The sequence below is a fragment of the Chitinimonas sp. BJYL2 genome (genome assembly GCF_027257935.1).
GTDB lineage: Bacteria > Pseudomonadota > Gammaproteobacteria > Burkholderiales > Chitinimonadaceae > Chitinimonas.
Genome location: NZ_JANZKW010000001.1, coordinates 1153505 through 1173050, shown reverse-complemented (window position 1 = coordinate 1173050; position 19546 = coordinate 1153505). Strand labels below are relative to the sequence as shown.

The following is a 19546-nucleotide window of genomic DNA, read 5'->3' as shown; positions in this document are numbered from 1 at the left end:
CCTTGGGCGTTATTGCACCCCGCGGTCTCAACCGAGCGCGAGGCAGACAACCCCGGCCACAATGATAGCGGCAGCCAGCACGCGCCGGCCCAGATCGCCTTCATCGAGCAGGCGCGCGCCGTACCAGGCGCCGATCATCATCGACAACTCGCGCGCCGGTGCCACATGGCTGACCGGGGCCTGCTGCATGGCAAACAGTACCAGCGTGTAACCCAGCGGCCCGAGCACGCTCACCGTGAGCGCGAGCCGCCAGTAGCGCCGCCACTCGGGCAGCAGCGCGGGGTGATCGGCTAGCGCGCGCGGGGTGAGGATCAGCAGGCGCAGCAGGTTGCCGAAGTAGTCGATCAGAATGGGCGACAGCAGCAGCACCTTCACCGCATAGCCGTCCCACACGGTGTAACACGCAATCAGCGCACCGGTGATCACGCCCCAATGCAGGCCGCGCCGCTCGGCACCGGGCTTGAACAGGGCGGGGCCGCCTGCGAGCAGGAAGACGCCGGCCACCACCAGAAAAGCGCCGCACGCCGCCACCCAGCCGGGTCGCTCACCCAGCACCAGCATCGCGCCAAAGAACGACACCAGCGGCCCGGTGCCGCGTGCCACCGGGTAGACCACCGACAGATCGCCCACCTTGTAGCCGCGCTGCAGACTCATCGAATACAGCGTGTGCAACACGGCGCTGCCGGCCAGCGCCACGGCCTCGGGCCAGCCGATGACAGGACGGGCGATGAGGAAAACCGCCAGGATCACCGGGAACCACAACACCACGGTGCCGGCCGAATACAGCCAGACAAAATGCCGGCTATCGGCCGCCTTCTTGGCCATCAGGTTCCACGAGGCATGGGTGAAGGCGGCGATGATGACCAGCGCCAGCGCGCTCAAGGGCATGGCTGCTGCTCGGTCATTGGCAAACCCTGAGGCTCCCTCGCGGCGGCGATACCCAGAGTTCTTGGCGCTTTGCGCCTAGAACGTGGTTCATGCACCGCTGGCGGGGGGGGCGTGGAATCAAACAGGGAGAGCCGCTCCGTGAACGTCGATGCCGACTTGCGCACGGGCTCCCCGGGCGCCTGTGCAACCGCTGCTGATTTCATGGATGCCAACAAGCGCTTCAGGCTCTCAAAAGGTGTAGCCGGTGGTCACCTGAAAGCCCGTGAGCTTGTTCAGCAGCTTGTACAGCGGATGCAGCTCGGCATAGCGCATGCAGGTCTCGCGCAGGTAGGCCAGCGCCACCGGCATGTCGTCGATATAGCGCGGCTTGCCGTCGCGGTGGGCCAAGCGGGCAAAGGTGCCCAGCGTGCGTACCTGGCGGAACACACCCATGACTTCGAAATCGAGATAGAACTGGTCAAAGGAAGCCGCGACCGGCAAGCCCGTCTTGCGCGCCTTTTCCCAGTAACGGATGGCCAGATCGAGACGGAAATCCTCGGGCCACTGCACGTACATGTCCTTGAGCAGCGACGCGAGGTCATAGCCCAGCGGCCCGACACGCGCATCCTGGAAATCGAGCACGCCGATACGAGCATCCTCGCTGCCCCCATCGGCCACCATCAGATTGCGGCTGTGGTAATCGAAGTGGATCAGCACCTTGGGCTGTGCCTGTGCCCGTGCCACCAGCAAGCTGCGGCTGCGCTCCCACACGGCCAGATCGTCGCCCTGCAGCGGCTTGCCGAGATGCTTGTCGGCGTACCATTCGGCAAAGCGGTTGAGGTCGTCGACCATTTGTTCGGCGCCGTAATCCGGTACGCCGTCCAGCGGGGTCTGCTGCAGGGCGATCAAGGTATCGAGCGCCGCCAGGTAGAGGCGGCCCGCGGCGGCCTCGTCCATGCCCGCCAGTGCGGTCTGCATATCGGCCAGGCCCAGATCGTCCAGCAGGAGGAAACCGGCCGCGGCATCAAACGCCACCACCGCGGGCACCCGCACCTGCGGGCGCAGGCGCTCGGCCATGCCCAGAAACGGGCCGCAATCAACCCGTTCGGGCGGCGCATCCATCAGCATATGGCGCCGGCCGTCGGGCAGGGTGACGCGAAAATAGCGGCGGCCGCTGGCATCGCCAATCGGCTCGGACAGGCTCAGGCCATCACCCACGGTGTGGTGGAGCCAGGTTTGCAGGGAGGCGTAGCGGTCCATGTGTTTGTAGGCAGCTCGAAAGTGTGCGATTTTAGCGCACTTCGTTTGCCGCCCTGTCCCTGTCTCCATGTCGCGTTTCCGTTTGCTGCAACTCTCTCTTGCCCTGCTGTGCGCCTGGCAGGCACAGGCCGATGACACCGGCCAACCCGCCGTGCTGCTGGCAGACAAGGTGGAGGGCGAAGGCAATACGCGCACCCGTGCTGAAGGCAATGTGCAGATCGATACCGGCGAGCGCCGTATCGAGGCCGACTGGCTGGAGCTGTTCAGCCAGACCAACGATATCCGCGCCGGCGACCGGACCCGCGTTTCCGAAGGCCCGGACATCGTCGAAGGGGGTGTGCTGCAGCTGAACAACACCACCCGCATCGGTGAGCTGGATGCGCCGGTCTACCGGCTGGGCAGCCGTCAGGGCCGCGGCGACGCCGTCAAGCTGCTGTTCGAAGGGCCAAAGCACTACAGCATGGATCAGGCACGCTTCACCACCTGCCAGGTGGGACAGGACGACTGGTTCATCACCGCCGGCAAGCTGGAACTCGACTACACCCGCAATATCGGCATTGCCCGTCACGGCACCATCGAGTTCAAGGGGGTGCCCTTCCTGTACACGCCCTATCTGGATTTCACCCTCGACGGCTCGCGCAAATCGGGTTTCCTGGCACCGTCCGTGGGCAAGGGCACCGGCGGCTTTGAGGTCACGGTGCCTTGGTACTGGAATATCGCGCCCAATATGGACGCCACCATCGCACCGCGCTTCATCAGCCGCCGCGGTGTGCTGCTCAATAACGAATTCCGCTATCTGGGGCAGGATTTCAACGGCCAGCTGACCGCCGACATCATTGCCAAGGATCGTCTGTTCAATGATGGCCGCAGTGCCTTCAGCTACCAGCATCGCCACACGCTGGCGCCGCGCTGGTCGGGTGAACTGAATCTGCAGAAAACCAGCGACGACCGCTACTTTGCCGACTTTGGCGATCGTATCGCCGTGGCATCGCAAACCTTCCTGCCGCGCGAAGGCAGCCTGAACTATCAGGGCAATGGGCTGCATGCCAGCCTGCGCATGCAGCGTTTCCAGACCCTGCAGGATCCTTCCAATCCGGTCGCTGTGCCCTACGCGCGACTGCCGCAACTCACGGTCAATTACCAGGCACCTCTGCCCGCGCCGTGGACACTGGGTGTTGCTGCCGAAGCCACTTCCTTCAGCCACCCGACCCAGATCGACGGCAAGCGTGCCGTGGCCTATCCCAGCCTGAGCCTCCCTTGGGAGCGCAGCTGGGGCTTCATCACGCCCAAGCTCGGCGCTCACCTGAGCCGCTATAACCTGAACGATGGCCGCAAGCTCAGTCGCAACCTGCCGATCTTCAGCGTCGACAGCGGCCTGTTCTTCGAACGGGAAGGCAAGTTCCTCGGTGAAGACATGGTGCAGTCGCTGGAGCCCCGCGCCTACTATGTGAATGTCCCCTACCGCGACCAGAGTGCCATCCCGGTGTTCGATTCAGGGGTGGCCGACTTCAATTTCGCCACCATGTTCAGCGAGAACCAGTACTCGGGCAGCGACCGCATCAATGATGCCAACCAGCTGACCCTGGCCCTGACCTCGCGCCTGTTCGAATCCGGTACCGGTATCGAACGCGCCCGTTTCGCCATCGGCCAGCGCTTTTACTTTGACAAGCAGCGCGTCACGCTGAACGAAACAGCGCGGGGCGACAAGGTCACCGCGTCCGACCTGATCGCCAGCGTGGGTGGGCAACCCGCCGAAAACTGGTGGATCGACACCTCCGTGCAAACCGACGACCAGCGCACCGGCACCCGCAAAGCCGCACTGAACCTGCGCTACCAGCCCGAAGCCGGCAAACTGCTGAACCTGCGCTACCGGCTCGACAAGCTGACCAAGATCGAGCAGGTGGACGTCTCCACCCAGTGGCCGGTGGGACGCAACTGGTATGTGGTGGCGCGGCAGAACTGGTCGCTCAAGGATCGACGTTCTTTGGAGCGGCTGGCCGGGGTCGAATACAATGGCGGCTGCTGGATTTTCCGCGTCGTCAGCCAACGCTTCGTGACTTCGAACAACCAGACCAGCAGCCCCTTCTTCCTCCAGCTTGAGCTGAACGATGTCGGCCGGCTTGGCTCCAATCCCCTGCAAACGCTCAAAGAGAGCATTCCCGGTTACAGCAAGCTGAAAACACCATGATCCTTCGCTCCCTGCTCCTCAGCCTCCTCGTCCTTGCCGGCCTTGCGCCCGTACAGGCCGCCGACCCCAAGCCCCTCGACCGCGTGGTCGCCGTGGTCAACAAGTCGGCCATCACCGAGATCGAGCTGAACGCCCGTATCCGCGCGGTGACCGCCAACCTCGCCCGCCAGAATGTGGCCGCCCCGCCGCTGGCCACCCTGCGGCAGCAGGTGCTCGATCGCATGATCAGCGAGAAGGTCCTGATCGATTACGCCAACGATACCGGCCTGCGCATCGACGAGCGCCAGCTCGACCAGACCATCGAGCGCATTGCCGAACAGAACAAGCTCACGCTGGCGCAATTCCGCACCGCACTCGACAAGGAAGGCACGAGCTACCCGGCCTTCCGCGAGCAGATCCGCCAGGAAATGGTGATCCAGCGGCTGCGTGAGCGTGAAGTCGATAACCGGGTCTATGTGACCGATGCCGAGGTGGATCAGTATCTGGCCGGCAATCAGGACCAGACCCGTGCCGAACTGGAGTACCGGCTGGCCCACATCCTCGTGGCCATCCCCGAAGGCGCCGGTCCTGACGTGATTGCCACCCGCCAGAAACGCGCCGAAGAAGCTGCCCGCCAGATTGCCGCGGGCAAGTCGTTTGGCGAAGTCGCGGCCACGTTCTCCGATGCCGGCGATGCCCTGCAGGGCGGCGAGCTGGGCTGGCGCGCGGCCGGCCGTCTGCCGCCGGCCTTCCTGCAGGTGATTGACACCTTGCCCGACAACGGCGTCACCCAGATCATGCGCAGCGCCTCGGGCTTTCACCTGATCAAGCTGTTTGAAAAGCGCCAGCGCGATGGCAAGGAAATCGTCAAACAGACCCGTGCCCGCCATGTGCTGATCAAGGTCAACGAGCTGACCTCGGATGCCGATGCCAAGGTGCGTGTCCAGGAACTGCGCAACCGCATCGTGGGGGGCGCCAGCTTCGAGGAAATCGCCAAGCTGCATTCCGAAGACGGCTCGGCCCAGAAGGGCGGCGATCTGGACTGGATCAACCCCGGCGATACCGTGCCGGAGTTCGAGCAAGCCATGAACCAGCTCAAAGCCAGCGAGATTTCCGAGCCCGTTCGTAGCCCCTTCGGCTGGCACCTGATCCAGGTCGTCGAACGCCGCGAGCAGGATGTCACCAAGGACCGCCAGCGTCTGCGCGTGCGCTCCGAACTGCGCGATCGCAAGGCCGATGAGCACTACGAAGAGTGGGTGCGCCAGCAGCGCGATCAGGCTTTCGTTGAACTGCGGCTCGACGAGAAGTAAACGATGACCTTGCCGGGCTTTGCCGTGCTGTATCGGTGGCGGCTCAAGCCCGGCCAGGAATCACAGTTCATTGCGGCTTGGTCATTTCTGACTTGCCGCTATCGGGACCAGCACGGCGCAATGGGTTCCCGCCTTCATCGTGCGGAAGACGGTACCTGGTATGCCTACGCCCAATGGCCCAGCCCTGACGCCCGGACCATCGCCTTCGCTAACGAATCACCGGACCACGAAGCCCAGCATCACGCGGACCAGATGCACGCAGCCGTCGCTGAGTACTTTCCCGAAGTACGGCTCGCACCCGTGGCCGACTACCTGATCTGCCCGAGCATCACGGACCAGACCGCATGAATCAGCTCCCCCTGATCGCCATCACCACCGGTGAACCCGCCGGCATCGGCCCGGAACTTTGTGCGGCGCTGGACCCCAGCCTATTCGATGCGCGCCTCGTCCTGATCGGCGATCGCACACTGCTGCACGCGCGGGCCAGGCTGGCCGGCGGCAAGTCCCAGCTCGTTGACTACGCACCCGATCAGCCCCCCGCGCCGGGTACGCTGGAAGTGCTGCACCTCCCCCTAGCCAGGCCCTGCCAGGCCGGCGAGCTCGACACCCGCAATGCCGGCCATGTGATTGCCCTGCTGGATAGGGCGATTGCCGGCTGCCAGTCGGGCGAGTTTGCCGCCATGGTCACGGCGCCGCTGCATAAGGGTGTGATCATCGAAGGTGGCCATGCGGGGTTTACCGGGCATACCGAATACCTCGCCGAACAAACGGATACGCCGCAGGTGGTGATGATGCTCGCGGGCAGATGCGATGCCGTCAGCCCCGGTTTTTCACTCCGCGTCGCCCTCGCCACCACCCACCTACCCCTGCGCGAGGTGGCCGACGCCATCACGCCGATCTCGCTGACACAAACCCTGCGCATCCTCGATGCCGATCTGCGCCACAAGTTCGGCATCGCCCGACCACGCATCCTCGTCGCGGGCCTGAATCCGCATGCGGGTGAAGGCGGGCATCTGGGGCGCGAGGAACTCGACATCATCATTCCGGTACTCGACGCCTTGCGCGCCGAGGGCCTGCAGTTGATCGGCCCACTGCCGGCCGACACCCTGTTCAACCCGCCCGTGCTGGCGCAAGGTGATGCGGTGCTCGCCATGTATCACGACCAAGGTCTGCCAGTGCTCAAGCACGCCACCTTCGGCCAGGGCATCAACCTGACGCTGGGGCTACCGCTGATCCGCACTTCGGTAGATCACGGTACGGCACTGGATCTGGCCGGCTCGGGCCGCGCCGATGGCGGTAGCCTGCAGGCGGCCATCGCGCTGGCTGTATCGCTGGCTCGCACGGCTCAGGGTACGAATACAGCCTGATCGCGGCCCGCGTGCTTGGCCTGATAGAGCGCCCCGTCGGCGCGGGTCAGCGCTGCATCGATGCTGGTCTCATCCGGATGCACCATGGTGACCCCCACGCTGACAGTAAACGGCACCACGCTCAGGTCATCGGGCAGGTGCTCGTAGATTGCCTGCTGCAGCTTGCGGGCAATCGCCATGGCGTCGTGGCTATCGGGTGCCAGCCAGACAAACTCCTCGCCGCCGATGCGCGCGGGAATATCGCTGCCACGGGCAATCCGCTGCAGCAAGTCGCCCATGAACCGCAATACCCGATCCCCGGCAGCATGACCATGCTGGTCGTTGATGCGCTTGAAGTGATCCAGATCGAAATACAGCAAGGCCAGTGCACCGCCCTGCCTGTGCAGCCGGGCGACTTCGCGGTTGGCGGATTCAAAGAAATGGCGGCGGTTGACCAGCCCCGTCAACACATCGCGGGTGGCGAGCTGGAACAGGTGCCGAGCGCGTTCGGACTTTTCGCGCAGCAGGGCGCCGACAAGACAGGTGCTGATAATCGTGCCCACCACCACGGTACTCACATTGTCCGGCCGGCCAAACGCACGCATCACGGCCTCAAACACGGGCAGATTGGCATTGCCTGCCCACTGCAGCACGGCCAGCATGGTGAGATTGCCAAAGGCCGCGCCATGCAGGCCGTAGGCGAACGTCAGCAGCATGGTGGCCACATAGAGCATGGAGAACACCTGCAGCGGCGGAATCTGCGGCCACCAGCCTTGCAGCAAGGTCACCAGCACCACGGACATGGCCAGGGCCGATGCCAGTCCGCCCAGCCAGTAGCGGGATCGGCGGCCGCGTTGCCATTCATCATGGGTACACAGCAGGGTCAGGCAGACCAGTACCTGCAAGGTCAGCTCATGGACCAGTGAATCGGCGAGGATGGCCTGATACAGCCCCCACGAAAGCTGGAGCTGATCGGATGAGCGAAACAGCAGCAGGGTGCCCAGCGTACGGCTCAAGAGCTGATAGGCAACGAGTGCCACCAGCACCAGTGCCACCAGCCCTTGCGGGCTGCGCACCGGCAGACTGAAGCGCGTTCGCCGGAAGGCCACGGTGCAGGCATACACCACCAGCCCGTTCGACAACGTGCTCAACACCAGACTGCTGGGCGACACTCCCTCCAGAGCAGCATAAATGCCGTGGCCAACCAGCGTGGCCGGCAGGGCGCCAATGCCGAACTGCGCCGCCAGCATCAGCGCATACCCCTGCTGCAGGAAGAAATTACCGGCCAGCACGCCCTCCAGACCGGAAAAGAAGCTGGCCGTGCGCCCGGCCAACACATAGCCAAAGGCCAGCAGCAGGTGCACCCAGAGTGGCTGCCCCAGCCACACGATGGACAGGTAACGGCGCACGCCAGTCAAGGGTACGGGCCGATCCAGCACAGGCGGCCCGCCGCTGAGGGTTGTCATGCCACACGGCTCCAGCATATTGGTGGTGGAATCCTCACTTTAGGCCGGAAACGCACACCCTGCCCTGCCGTACGGCGCCCACACCGGAAATTGGGATACGGTGCAATCAGGCCGTAGAATAGCGACATGAGCACCCATATCCCCCGCAAGCGCTTCGGCCAGAACTTCCTGGAAGACCAGGCTGTCATCAACGACATCATCAGCTGCATCGGCCCGCAGGCAAGCGATGCCATGGTCGAAATCGGCCCCGGACTCGCCGCGCTGACCGCGCCGCTGCTGGCCAAGCTAGATGTGCTGCACGCGGTGGAAATCGACCGCGATATCGTGGCGCGGCTACAAGGCCGCTTTGCGCCGGGCAAGCTGGTCATCCACAACTTCGATGCGCTCAAGTTCGATTTCGGCGCGCTGGCTACACAACTCGCGCCGGGCGGGCAGATTCGCCTCGTCGGCAACCTGCCCTACAACATCTCCACGCCGCTGCTGTTCCATCTGGCCAGCTTTGCGCCGCAGATTGCCGATTGCCATTTCATGTTGCAGAACGAAGTCGTGCTGCGCATGGTGGCGGAACCCGGCTGTGCCGACTACGGTCGCCTGAGCGTGATGCTGCAGTACCACTTCCATATGGAAAAGCTGCTGGATGTCCCGCCCGAAGCCTTCAACCCGCCCCCCAAGGTGGATTCGGCCATCGTGCGCATGATCCCGCGCCCGTTCGAGCTAGCCGTGACGGACCTGGCCGGGCTGGAAAAGCTGGTGGCACAGGCCTTTGCGCAGCGTCGCAAGACCCTGCGCAATAACCTCAAGGGGCTGGTCAGCGACGCTCTTTTCGCCGAACTCGAGATCGACCCGACCCAACGCGCCGAAAACATTACCGTGCGCGATTATGTCCGCCTCGCCAACGCCCTGGCATAGGGAGCAATAAGGCCCAAGGCCGCATTGCGCTGGGATATAGGTGGATAGGTACGCCATCGCTGCTATGCGGCCAGGCCTTATTGCAACTTACGCCTGGATTCCCCTGCCCGGCTTTGCGCGCGAAACACAACATTAGGGTTTCCCCCCTTGTGGATCAGGGGCTTGCGATTGCACTCTGCGTCCTCGCCATGACGGCTGGCCATGTCGTAAACGCACTCGCGAACCGGGTGTAGCGACCGAGCCTGTTGCCAAGCCAGCGACTATAGTGCTGACACAGCCGCCCACCCACACCAGGAGATACCGCGATGCAAAAAACGTTGTTGCTGTCGGCGCTGGCCGCCGTTTCGATGACCGGCATGGCGCAAGCCGAGGCCCTGACCGGTACGCTCAAGAAAATCAACGATACCGGCATCATCACCGTCGGCCATCGCGAATCGTCGATTCCGTTTTCGTATCTGGATGCAAACCAGAAGCCGGTCGGCTACGCGATGGACCTGTGCAACCAGGTCGTGGCCGCCGTGAAGAAAAAGCTCAACAAGCCCTCGCTGGTGACCAAGCTGGTGCCCGTGACCTCGCAGACGCGCATCCCCCTGATGGTCAACGGCACCATCGATATGGAATGTGGCTCCACCACCAACAGCAAGGAACGCCAGAAGCAGGTCGCCTTCAGCAGCCACTATTTCGTGACGGCCGTGCGCATGCTGACCAAGGCCGATGCCGGCATCAAATCGCTGGACGACCTGAACGGCAAGCCCGTGGTCACCACCACCGGCACCACCTCGGATCGTTACATCAAGCAGAACGAGCAGGGCAAGGCCATCGACGTGAAAAATGTCTACGGCAAGGATCACTCCGAGAGCTTCCTGATGGTGGAAACCGGCCGCGCCGCGGCTTTCGTGATGGATGACATCCTGCTGGCCGGCCTGATCGCCAACTACAGCAACCCCAAAGCGTTTGCGATTGTGGGCCCTGCGCTGTCGGTCGAGCCTTACGGCATCATGCTGCGCAAGGATGATCCGCAGTTCAAGGCGCTGGTCGACGGCACGCTGGCCGGCATCTACAAGTCAGGCCAGATCAATGCGATCTACGACAAGTGGTTCCTCAAACCGATTCCGCCCAAAAACATCACCATCAACCTGCCGATGAGCGAAAAGCTCAAGGAAGCCATCAAAAACCCGAGCGACGTGGGCGTTTGATAGCCAACTGGTGATGGGCAGCAGGCGCATGCCGCGCTTGCTGCCGGAGAACGGCAATGGGTAATTACCAATGGAACTGGGGCATCCTCTTCGAGGAGGTCTACGGCACCGGTGAGTTCTACTACCAGTGGGTGCTCAACGGCCTGGGCTGGACGGTGGCCGTGGCGCTGAGCGCCTGGGTCATCGCCCTGCTCGTGGGTTCGCTGATCGGCACGCTGCGTACGCTCCCCAACAAGTGGATTGCCGGTCTGGCCACGGCGTATGTGGAGCTGTTTCGCAATATTCCGCTGATCGTGCAGCTGTTCCTCTGGTTCTTCGTGCTGCCCGAACTGTTACCCGAAGCGGCCGGCATGTGGATGAAGCAGCAGATGCCGCTGCCCGAATTTTTCACCGCCATGGTCGGCCTGGGCCTGTTTACCGCCGCCCGCGTGGCCGAGCAGGTGCGCACCGGCATCCTGACCCTCCCGCGCGGCCAGCGTTATGCCGGGCTGGCGCTGGGCTTCACGTTGGCGCAGACCTACCGCTACGTGCTCTTGCCCATGGCGTTCCGCGTCATCATCCCGCCGCTCACGTCCGAGTTCATGAATGTGTTCAAGAACTCCGCCGTGGCGCTGGCTATCGGCCTCACCGAACTCACGTTCCAGATGCGCCAGATCACCGGCGAATACGCACCCGCTAACCCGATTGAAGTCATGAGCATCGTCAGCGTCATCTACCTGATTCTCGCCTTCAGCGTGAACCGGTTGATGGCGTGGGTAGAGCGCAAGGCGCGGGTACCCGGCTTCATCAGCGCAGGGGGCAAATGATGCAGCCACTCGACTGGTCGGTCTTTTTCAACGCGCGGGATTTCCTGCTGCAGGGCTTCATGTATTCCCTGTCGCTCACCGCCTTTGCCACTGCAGTCGGCATCGTGCTCGGCACACTGCTGGCCATGGCGCGCCTGTCCGGCATTCAGCCACTGGCCACGATCGCCGCCGCCTATGTGAACCTGTTCCGCTCAGTGCCGCTGCTGCTGGTGATCTTCTGGTTCTACATCCTCGTGCCGCTGCTGGCTGGGGTGCCGGTGGGCGCCGACAAATCGGCCTACATCACCTTCGCCATTTTCGAGGCCGCGTACTTCTGCGAGATCATCCGCGCCGGTATCCAGTCGATACCCAAGGGGCAGGTCGCAGCCGGGCAGGCCATGGGTTTCAACTACTGGCAGAACATGCGCTTCGTGATCTTGCCGCAGGCCTTCCGCAATGTGGTGCCGCTGCTGCTCACGCAGGTGATCATCCTGTTCCAGGACACCTCGCTGGTCTACGTGGTTGGCGCCACCGATCTGTTCGGCGCCGCCAGCAAGGTCGCCAACCGCGATAACGCGCCGGTAGTCATGTATGCCGGTATTGCCGTGGTGTATCTGGTTGTCAGTTTCTCGCTGTCGCGCGCTGTCAAAGCGCTGCATACGCGCATAGCCATCATTCGTTAGTGTTTTGGACGAACGGGGATACGCTGATGTCAACCTTGATCAAGTCATCCACTTTTGCACTGTTTGTTGCCGGACTGTTGATGCTGGTGGTTGGCACCTACACCAATAACGGTGGTTTCCAGCTTGCCGGTGGCATGCTGGGTTTCATCAGCTTGATCATGTGGATCAGCAATGCCGGCCGGCGAAACGGCCAAGACTGAAACAGCCTGCAATCCAGGCAGACACTTTTCCGGGCGCAGCTTGATCACTGCGTCAACATGCCCAGCATCCGCATCAAGGATTCCCGATGATTTCCATCCAGAACATCTCCAAGTGGTACGGCAACTTCCAGGTGCTGACCGATTGCAGCACCGAGGTCAGCAAGGGCGAAGTGGTCGTGGTGTGCGGGCCGTCGGGTTCGGGCAAGTCCACGCTGATCAAGTGCGTGAACGCGCTCGAACCGTTCCAGAAGGGCGATGTGGTGGTCGATGGCATTTCGCTGTCCGCCCCCGATACCAACCTGCCCAAACTGCGTTCGCGCGTCGGCATGGTGTTCCAGCATTTCGAGCTGTTCCCGCACCTGACGATTACCGAGAACCTGACGATTGCGCAGAAAAAGGTCTTGGGCCGCAGCCACGAGGAGGCCATGGACAAGGGCCTCAAACTGCTCGACCGCGTAGGCCTCAAGGCCCAGGCCGCCAAGTTTCCCGGCCAGCTTTCGGGCGGGCAGCAGCAGCGCGTGGCCATTGCGCGGGCGCTGGCCATGGACCCGATCGTGATGCTGTTCGACGAGCCCACCTCGGCACTCGACCCCGAAATGGTCAACGAGGTGCTCGACGTGATGGTGCAGCTGGCCCATGAAGGCATGACGATGATGTGCGTGACCCACGAGATGGGCTTTGCGCGCAAGGTCGCCAGCCGCGTCATCTTCATGGATCAGGGCAAGATCGAGGAAGACTGCAGCAAGGACGACTTCTTCGGCCAGCCGCGTGGCGAGCGCGCGCAGCAGTTCCTGTCGAAAATCCTCTCGCACTGATCAACGCGCTGACTGGCAGCAGGCAAGGGCTTCGGTTAGGCTCCGGGGCCGTTTGCCAGCCCCTTTCCTGCCGATGATCCCGTTTTCCGCATCCCTGCGTCGTTTGGCGCTGTCGCTCGCCCTGCTGCTTGGCGCTCCTGCCACGCTCGCCGCCCAAGCCGATCCCTATATTCTCAGCAACACCGAGGTCATCGCCATCCCCGCCAGCAAGCTGGGCCGCGATTACGAGGTCTATGTCTCGCTACCTGCCGCCTACAAGCCACAAGGCAAACGCTACGCCGTGTTGTATGTGCCCGATGCGAACTACGGCTTCCCGGTGGTGCGCGCGATTGCCGACCGAATCAACCGCCACGGCGTGGGCCTCGAAGACTTCATCCTCGTCGGTCTGTCTTACGCCAAGGGCGACAACCCCGCCGATAGCCGCCGCCGCGATTACACGCCCACCAAGGGCCAGCGTGGCAGCCAGCCCGTACCGGGCCAGGCTGGCGAATCGGCCGCCTATCTCCAGTACCTCAAGACCGAGGTATTCCCGCTGATTGAAAAGCGCTACGCCGCCGACCCGGCGCGACGTCTTTTCATCGGCCACTCTTACGGGGGATTGCTGGGCTTGCAGGCGCTGTTCACCGAGCCCACGCTGTTCAGCCACTACATCCTGGGCAGCGCGTCCTTGTGGTTCGATAACCGCTATTTCTTTGCTGCCGAACAGCAGTACGCAAACGCACACAAGCGTCTACCCGCCAAGGTGCGGATGTATATCGGCAGCTATGAAACACCGGGCAAAGGGCCGCGCTACAACAAAGACACCGACATGGTCGGCGACCAGCGCGACTTCGTCCGCCAGATCCAGTCGCATCGCTACCAAGGGCTGGATTTGCAGGCCACGGTCTTGCAGGACGAAGACCACGCCACCCTGTTCCCGGCCATGCTGAGTCGCGGCCTGATGTGGGCACTGTCCAAACCCTGAGCGGGCCAGGCAACCAGCCTTAATCGCGGAACTTGGGCGCGGTGCCTGTAACCATGGCCATCGCCGCGGTCTGCAGATCATTAGACAGCAACATCGCCGCGTTCCAGGTGGCCACATAGCGCAACCCCTCCTCCACGCTGTGGTCGCGCGCGTAGTTAAGGTTTTCCTTCACGCCACGCACGGTGAGAGGCGGCTTGGCGGCAATCTGCGCGGCGATCTCGCGCACCGTGCTCAGCAGGCTCGCGGCATCGGCCAAGCTACGGCTCACCAGGCCCATGCGCGCCGCATCGTCGGCACTGAATTCACGCGCCGTGTACGCCAGTTCGCGCGTATGGCCATCGCCGATGATCTTGGGCAACCGTTGCAGCACGCCCACGTCAGCCACAATGCCCAGATCCACTTCCTTCAGGCAGAACAGCGCCTCGCTGCTCGCATAGCGCAGATCGCACGCAGCGATCAGATCGAGGCCGCCGCCGATACAACGGCCATGCACAGCGGCCATCACCGGCTTGCTGCAACGCTCGATGGCGGTGAGGCTGTCCTGCAAATCCAGGATCAGTCGCCGCAGCTTCTCGGCCTGCCGGCCCTGGCAGTCATCCTGGATGCGCGCCTGCACACCCATCAGCATTTCCAGATCAATCCCCGAGCAGAAGTTCGCCCCCTCGCCGCGAATGATCGCCACGCGCGCCGTGGGCTCAGCGTCCAGCCATTGCATAGCCTCGCGCAGCTCGCGCCACATGGCTTCGTTCATGGCATTGGCGCGCTTGGGGCGGTTCAGCGCGATCTCGGCAACATGCTGATCGAGCGTGATGGACAGGGTCGTGAATTCAGGAATCATGGTTCACCCAGATAGCGGTCAAGAATCTGTTGGTAACGGCCGTCAGCCTTCATGCGCCGCAGCCGGGCATCGAAGCGATCACGCAGGGCGCAATCTCGGAACGCCACGTAGTAGGGGGTAACTTTGGGGAACAGGTCGTGCACGGTCACCGGCTCGCGGGTGTCGAACTCTTGCGCCAGTTCGCGGCGATACCAGGTAAAGATGCGCTGATCGAGCAGCATGACTTCGTAGCGATCCAGCCAGAACAGCCGATTCTGTTGGGCTTGGTCACCCACTTCGGCGTAGCGCCGGCTATCGCGCACGCTCGGCGCGTAAAGGCCAAGCACCTCCGGGCCGAGACTGCGGTAGGCATCTTGCCAAGCCACCACAGTATGGCCGGTCAGATCAGCCACCCTCGACAGGCGGATACCATGCTTGGTCTTGCTGACCGCGACGTCGTGGTACTGACTGATCGACTCGCGCGAGAGGCAGACGATGCCGTTCTTGCCCGGCAAGACGGCCACCACCACATCCACCGAAGTATCCGCCAACGCCAGCGCAAAGCGCGCATTGGGCAGATGGCGGGTAACGATGACACGGCGCTCATCCTGCAAGGCAGCCAGCACCGCATCGGTCTCAATCCCCTGGCCGCGGCCATCGCGCTCGAACACATAGGGCGGCCGGCCCATGCCCAGCACGACCTGCAAGGGTGCCGCCCCGGCGGGGAGCAGCATGGCCAGCAGCAGGATCAGGGCCGGGCGGCACATCTCAGTTGCGCTTTTTGGGTATCCAGGCCCAGATCATTTCGCACTGGATCGGCTCATTGCCGGATTCGTCGGTCACCGTTACCGGCACCGTCACATCGCCCTTTTCCAGCGTACGTACCTGGGTGATCTGCTCGGCGGTCAGCGCGGCCACGGCCTTGAGATTGCCCTGGGCGCGCTTCTTGTATTCCACCTTCATGCTCTTGAGCAGCGGCAGCTTGTCGTCGGGCAGGTTCATGCCCACGGCAAAACCGGTGGCGGTTTCGGCCAGCAGCGCCATCGCCGCAGCATGCACGCCTTTGATGTGGTTCTGGTTCTTGCCCACGTTGTAGATATGGCAAACCACGCGCTCGCGGCTGACTTCCTCGAAGTCGATCCCGGCCGTACCGGCAAACTTCACATAGCCGCCAAACGCTTTCGAACGCGCCCAGCGACGCAGGAAGGCGGGTACGCGATTGAACTTGTCGTTGATACGGCTGAAGGCATTGCTGAACTGATCCACGGCAGGACTCCCTTGGTCCGATGGCAAGGCGCTCACTTTAACCAAGCAAGTGCTTGATATGCAACGAGCGTGCTGTCACATCATCACGATTGTGGTTGATATGCAGGCAATTTGCCGGGAATCCGTGCCGCGCTACAGCAAGGTGATCGCCGGCAGGCTGGCCGCGCAGGTCGCGCGCACCGTCTCCACGAAGTCTTCCACATAGGCCAGCGGGGCACGGCCCTTGGGCACGGCCGCATACAACTCGCCATACAGACGCTTCGACGTGATCGGTAGCGCGGTCACATAGCGGCGCTCTAGATACGGCGCCACCGCCCAAGCCGGCAGGGCGGCAATGCCACGGCGGCTGGCGACCAGCTGCAGTATCGCCACCGTCAGCTCGCTGCTACGCCGCTTGGGCGCAATGCCGGCCGGCGTGAGCACCTGGCGCATGATGTCCAGCATGGTTTCGGGCACGGGATAAGTGATCAGCGTTTCGCTGGCAAAGTCGCTGGCTTCGAGCCGCGCCTTGCCCGCCAGCGCGTGATCGTTGGCCACCAGGCCGACAATCTCGTAGCGGAACAGCGGGAAGTAATGCATGGGCTCATCCGTATCTCGCTCGGACACGATGGCGATATCGGCCTCGTCCTGATGGATCAGCCCGATCGGATCAGCATGAAAACCCGACACGATATCGAGCTCCACCTCGGGCCAGCGTGGCCGGTATTCATCCATGGCCGGCATCAGCCAGTCGAAGCAGGTATGGCACTCCACCGCCACGCGCAAACTGCCCACCGCCCCATCGCGGATACGCGCCACATCGCGGCAGGCATCGCCCACCTGCGGCAATACGCTCAGCGCCAGCGTATGCAGCCGCTGCCCGGCCGGCGTGAGCTTGAGCGGCTGCGATTTGCGCTCGAACAGGCTCAAGCCAAAGTGGTCTTCCAGCAGCTTGAGCTGATGCGACAAGGCCGATTGCGTGAGATTGAGCCGCTCGGCCGCACGCGCCACACCACCGGTTTCAACCAGGGCGGTCAGCGTGCGCAGATGGCGGAGTTCGAGCAGTGAGGACATGAGCAGAATCGATCCAGAACCGGAAAATCTTGCGCTGTGATCATAGACACCCCGCGCGCATCATGCAAATCGTTCATCCGAATCTGTATATATCGAAAGGAATGCTCATGTTGACCACGCATATTCTGGGGTTTCCGCGCATCGGCAGTTTGCGCGAGCTGAAATTTGCCGAAGAACGCTTCTGGCGCGGCGAACTCGACGAGGCCGGCTTGCTGGCCGTGGGCCGGGAGCTGCGTTTGCGCCACTGGCAGTGGCAGAACAGCGCGGGGCTGCGCTTTGTTTCGGTGGGCGACTTTTCCTACTACGACACGGTGCTCGATACCGCCGTCTTGCTTGGCGCGCTGCCAGCACGCTTCGGTTTTGATGCCAAAACGCTCACGCGCAGCCAGTACTTTGAACTGGCGCGCGGCAATGCGCAGCAGCCGGCCTGCGAGATGACCAAGTGGTTCGATACCAACTACCACTATCTGAAACCCGAGTTCGATGCCCACACGCGTTTTGATGGCGGCCAGAGCTGGCTGCTCGACGAGCTGCGCGAGGCACGGCTGGCGGGCTTTACCCCCAAGGTGCAACTGGTCGGCCCGCTGACGCTGCTCAAGCTCGCCCGCGTCAATGGCGTGGAGGCGCTGGCGCTGCTGCCGCGCTTGGTGCCGGCCTATGTGCGCTTGCTGCTCACGCTGCAATCGGAAGGCGCGGACTGGGTGCAGATCGATGAGCCGATTCTAGCGCTGGATTTGCCGCCGGCATGGCTGGCCGCCTTTGCGCCGGTGTACCGCGAGCTGGCCGACGCGCATCCGCATATCCTGCTGGCGAGCTACTTCGGCAGCGTGCGCCCGCATCTGGACCTGCTCAAGGCCCTGCCGGTGGCCGGCGTGCATGTCGATATCGTGCGCGGTGGCGATGTGCTGCCGGCACTGGCCGATTGGCCCCAGGGCAAGGTGCTTTCGCTGGGTGCGATTGATGGCCGCAATGTCTGGAAAACCAACCTCGACGCCGTGCTCGACCTGATCGCACCCTTGCAGGCACGGCTTGGCGATGCGCTTTGGATCGGCACCAGCTGTTCGCTGCTGCATGTGCCGATTGATCTGGCACAGGAAACCGCACTGGCACCGGGCCTGCGCGATGGCCTGAGTTTTGCCCGCCAGAAGCTGACCGAAGTGACCACGCTGGCGCGCGCACTGAGCCTGGGCCGCAGCGTCTGCTTCAGCACGCTGGAAGCCCAGCGCAATGCGCTGACGAACTTCCGCGCACTGGCAGGCCGCGATGATGCGCAGGTCGCTGCACGCCTCGCCAATCTGCCCGAAGTCGAACGTGGTTTACCGTATACCGAGCGCGCCAAGCTGCACCACGCGCGCCTGCAATTGCCGCTGCTACCCACCACCACCATCGGTTCGTTCCCGCAAACCGACGCAATCCGCAAGCAGCGTGCGGCCCACAAGCGGGGCGAGCTGGGCACGGCCGACTACGAAGCCGCGATGCGCAGCGAAATTGCGCTGGCCGTGCAGCGCCAGGAAGCGCTGGGTATCGACATGCTGGTGCATGGCGAGGCCGAGCGCTCCGATATGGTCGATTACTTTGCCGAGCAACTGGCCGGCGTGGCCGTATGCCAGCATGGCTGGGTGCAGAGCTATGGTTCGCGCTGCGTGAAGCCACCGTTGATCTGGGGCGATGTGAGCCGCCCCAAGTCCATGACCGTGGCCTGGACGACTTACGCCCAAAGCCTGACCCCAAAGCCGATGAAGGGCATGCTGACCGGTCCGGTGACGCTGACCCAATGGGCGTTTGTGCGCAACGACAAGCCGCGCAGCGAAGTGATGCTGCAACTGGCCTTGGCCCTGCGCGATGAAGTGGCCGAACTCGATGCGGCCGGCATTGCCGCCATCCAGATCGACGAACCTGCCTTCCGCGAAGGCTTGCCGCTCAAGCAGGTAGACTGGCAAAGCTATCTCGATACCGCTGTGCTGGCCTTCAAGCTCAGTGCCGCAGGATGCCGGCCCGAGACGCAGATCCACACGCATATGTGCTACTCGGATTTCGAGGACACGCTGGCGGCGATTGCGGCCATGGATGCCGACGTGATCACCATCGAAACCTCGCGCTCGGCCATGGCGCTGCTCGATGCGTTTGGCGAGTTTGCCTATCCCAACGAAATCGGCCCCGGCGTCTACGACATCCATTCGCCACGCGTACCGCCGGTGGAGGAAATGACCGCCCTGCTCGAGCGTGCGCTGACGGTGATCCCGGCTCAGCGCCTGTGGGTGAATCCCGACTGCGGCCTGAAGACGCGCGGCTGGGCCGAGACGGAAGCGGCGCTGGCCAACATGCTGGTGGCAACCCGCCAGCTACGCACGCGCTTGGCCCAGGGCGAAACGCCGTACCGCAGCGCCCTGCCGGCGGGCCACGGCCACGGTGCCTGCGATTGCCACACGGCGTAAACCCGGA

Annotated in this window: 19 protein-coding genes; 12 read left to right on the top strand and 7 right to left on the bottom strand. The window is 63.3% G+C overall.

Translation table 11 applies throughout. The features are described 5' to 3' along the window. Positions 1-27 precede the first annotated feature (27 nt). Together O9X62_RS05495 and O9X62_RS05490 are read right to left on the bottom strand one after the other, a co-directional pair. Positions 28-888 carry a DMT family transporter gene (locus O9X62_RS05495; protein ID WP_269531760.1) on the bottom strand — a complete coding sequence of 287 codons (861 nt, stop codon included), beginning with the start codon at positions 886-888 and terminating at the stop codon, positions 28-30. 228 nt (positions 889-1116) lie between these two features. Continuing rightward, positions 1117-2127, bottom strand: coding sequence for an aminoglycoside phosphotransferase family protein (locus tag O9X62_RS05490; protein ID WP_269531759.1), 1011 nt, complete (start codon positions 2125-2127; stop codon positions 1117-1119). A gap of 67 nt (positions 2128-2194) precedes the next feature. Here O9X62_RS05490 and O9X62_RS05485 point away from each other — a divergent pair, with 67 nt between their 5' ends. Genes O9X62_RS05485 through pdxA form a run of 4 tightly spaced genes read left to right on the top strand, consistent with a single transcriptional unit; the run spans position 2195 to position 6971 of the window. Then, positions 2195-4315 carry an LPS-assembly protein LptD gene (locus O9X62_RS05485; protein ID WP_269531758.1) on the top strand — a complete coding sequence of 707 codons (2121 nt, stop codon included), beginning with the start codon at positions 2195-2197 and terminating at the stop codon, positions 4313-4315. Continuing rightward, positions 4312-5604 carry a peptidylprolyl isomerase gene (locus O9X62_RS05480; protein WP_269531757.1) on the top strand — a complete coding sequence of 431 codons (1293 nt, stop codon included), beginning with the start codon at positions 4312-4314 and terminating at the stop codon, positions 5602-5604. The genes O9X62_RS05485 and O9X62_RS05480 overlap by 4 nt, the downstream gene beginning before the upstream one ends. A 3-nt stretch (positions 5605-5607) precedes the next feature. Then, positions 5608-5952 (top strand): antibiotic biosynthesis monooxygenase, encoded by a 345-nt coding sequence (locus tag O9X62_RS05475; protein ID WP_269531756.1) that lies wholly within the window; start codon positions 5608-5610, stop codon positions 5950-5952. Beyond that, the gene (gene pdxA, locus O9X62_RS05470) at positions 5949-6971 is read left to right on the top strand and encodes a 4-hydroxythreonine-4-phosphate dehydrogenase PdxA (protein ID WP_269531755.1); all 1023 of its coding nucleotides are present in this window, start codon (positions 5949-5951) and stop codon (positions 6969-6971) included. Before O9X62_RS05475 ends, pdxA begins: the two co-directional genes overlap by 4 nt. Here pdxA and O9X62_RS05465 read toward each other — a convergent pair. Then, the gene (locus O9X62_RS05465; RefSeq protein WP_269531754.1) at positions 6950-8416 is read right to left on the bottom strand and encodes a diguanylate cyclase; all 1467 of its coding nucleotides are present in this window, start codon (positions 8414-8416) and stop codon (positions 6950-6952) included. The genes pdxA and O9X62_RS05465 overlap by 22 nt on opposite strands. 126 nt (positions 8417-8542) lie before the next feature. Here O9X62_RS05465 and rsmA point away from each other — a divergent pair, with 126 nt between their 5' ends. From rsmA to O9X62_RS05430, 7 genes are all read left to right on the top strand, one after another. Beyond that, a complete protein-coding gene (gene rsmA / locus O9X62_RS05460) occupies positions 8543-9325 on the top strand; it encodes a 16S rRNA (adenine(1518)-N(6)/adenine(1519)-N(6))-dimethyltransferase RsmA (protein ID WP_269531753.1) in 783 nt (260 codons plus the stop codon). A gap of 305 nt (positions 9326-9630) precedes the next feature. Then, positions 9631-10521, top strand: coding sequence for a transporter substrate-binding domain-containing protein (locus O9X62_RS05455; protein ID WP_269531752.1), 891 nt, complete (start codon positions 9631-9633; stop codon positions 10519-10521). Between the two features lie 56 nt (positions 10522-10577). Beyond that, positions 10578-11327: an amino acid ABC transporter permease gene (locus tag O9X62_RS05450; RefSeq protein WP_269531751.1), complete on the top strand. Its 750-nt coding sequence runs from the start codon at positions 10578-10580 to the stop codon at positions 11325-11327. Then, a complete protein-coding gene (locus O9X62_RS05445) occupies positions 11324-11989 on the top strand; it encodes an amino acid ABC transporter permease (RefSeq protein ID WP_269531750.1) in 666 nt (221 codons plus the stop codon). Before O9X62_RS05450 ends, O9X62_RS05445 begins: the two co-directional genes overlap by 4 nt. A 26-nt stretch (positions 11990-12015) precedes the next feature. Continuing rightward, entirely contained in the window at positions 12016-12189 is a 174-nt protein-coding gene (locus O9X62_RS05440) for a hypothetical protein (RefSeq protein WP_269531749.1), read from the top strand. 86 nt (positions 12190-12275) lie between these two features. Next, positions 12276-13004 carry an amino acid ABC transporter ATP-binding protein gene (locus O9X62_RS05435; protein WP_269531748.1) on the top strand — a complete coding sequence of 243 codons (729 nt, stop codon included), beginning with the start codon at positions 12276-12278 and terminating at the stop codon, positions 13002-13004. 73 nt (positions 13005-13077) lie between these two features. Then, positions 13078-13968 carry an alpha/beta hydrolase gene (locus O9X62_RS05430; protein WP_269531747.1) on the top strand — a complete coding sequence of 297 codons (891 nt, stop codon included), beginning with the start codon at positions 13078-13080 and terminating at the stop codon, positions 13966-13968. Between the two features lie 19 nt (positions 13969-13987). Here the strand turns inward: O9X62_RS05430 and O9X62_RS05425 are convergent, their stop codons facing one another. The 4 genes from O9X62_RS05425 to O9X62_RS05410 form a co-directional block, all read right to left on the bottom strand. Beyond that, the gene (locus O9X62_RS05425; RefSeq protein ID WP_269531746.1) at positions 13988-14806 is read right to left on the bottom strand and encodes a crotonase/enoyl-CoA hydratase family protein; all 819 of its coding nucleotides are present in this window, start codon (positions 14804-14806) and stop codon (positions 13988-13990) included. Continuing rightward, positions 14803-15552 (bottom strand): ABC transporter substrate-binding protein, encoded by a 750-nt coding sequence (locus tag O9X62_RS05420; protein ID WP_269531745.1) that lies wholly within the window; start codon positions 15550-15552, stop codon positions 14803-14805. Before O9X62_RS05420 ends, O9X62_RS05425 begins: the two co-directional genes overlap by 4 nt. Position 15553: 1 nt before the next feature. Beyond that, on the bottom strand, positions 15554-16051 hold the full coding sequence (locus O9X62_RS05415) for a DUF4442 domain-containing protein (RefSeq protein WP_269531744.1): 498 nt from the start codon (positions 16049-16051) through the stop codon (positions 15554-15556). A 132-nt stretch (positions 16052-16183) separates the two neighbouring features. Then, positions 16184-17104, bottom strand: coding sequence for a LysR family transcriptional regulator (locus O9X62_RS05410; RefSeq protein ID WP_269531743.1), 921 nt, complete (start codon positions 17102-17104; stop codon positions 16184-16186). A gap of 107 nt (positions 17105-17211) precedes the next feature. On the opposite strand from O9X62_RS05410, the gene metE reads away from it, so the two are divergent. Further along, a complete protein-coding gene (metE, locus tag O9X62_RS05405) occupies positions 17212-19539 on the top strand; it encodes a 5-methyltetrahydropteroyltriglutamate--homocysteine S-methyltransferase (RefSeq protein WP_269531742.1) in 2328 nt (775 codons plus the stop codon). Positions 19540-19546: the final 7 nt, after the last annotated feature.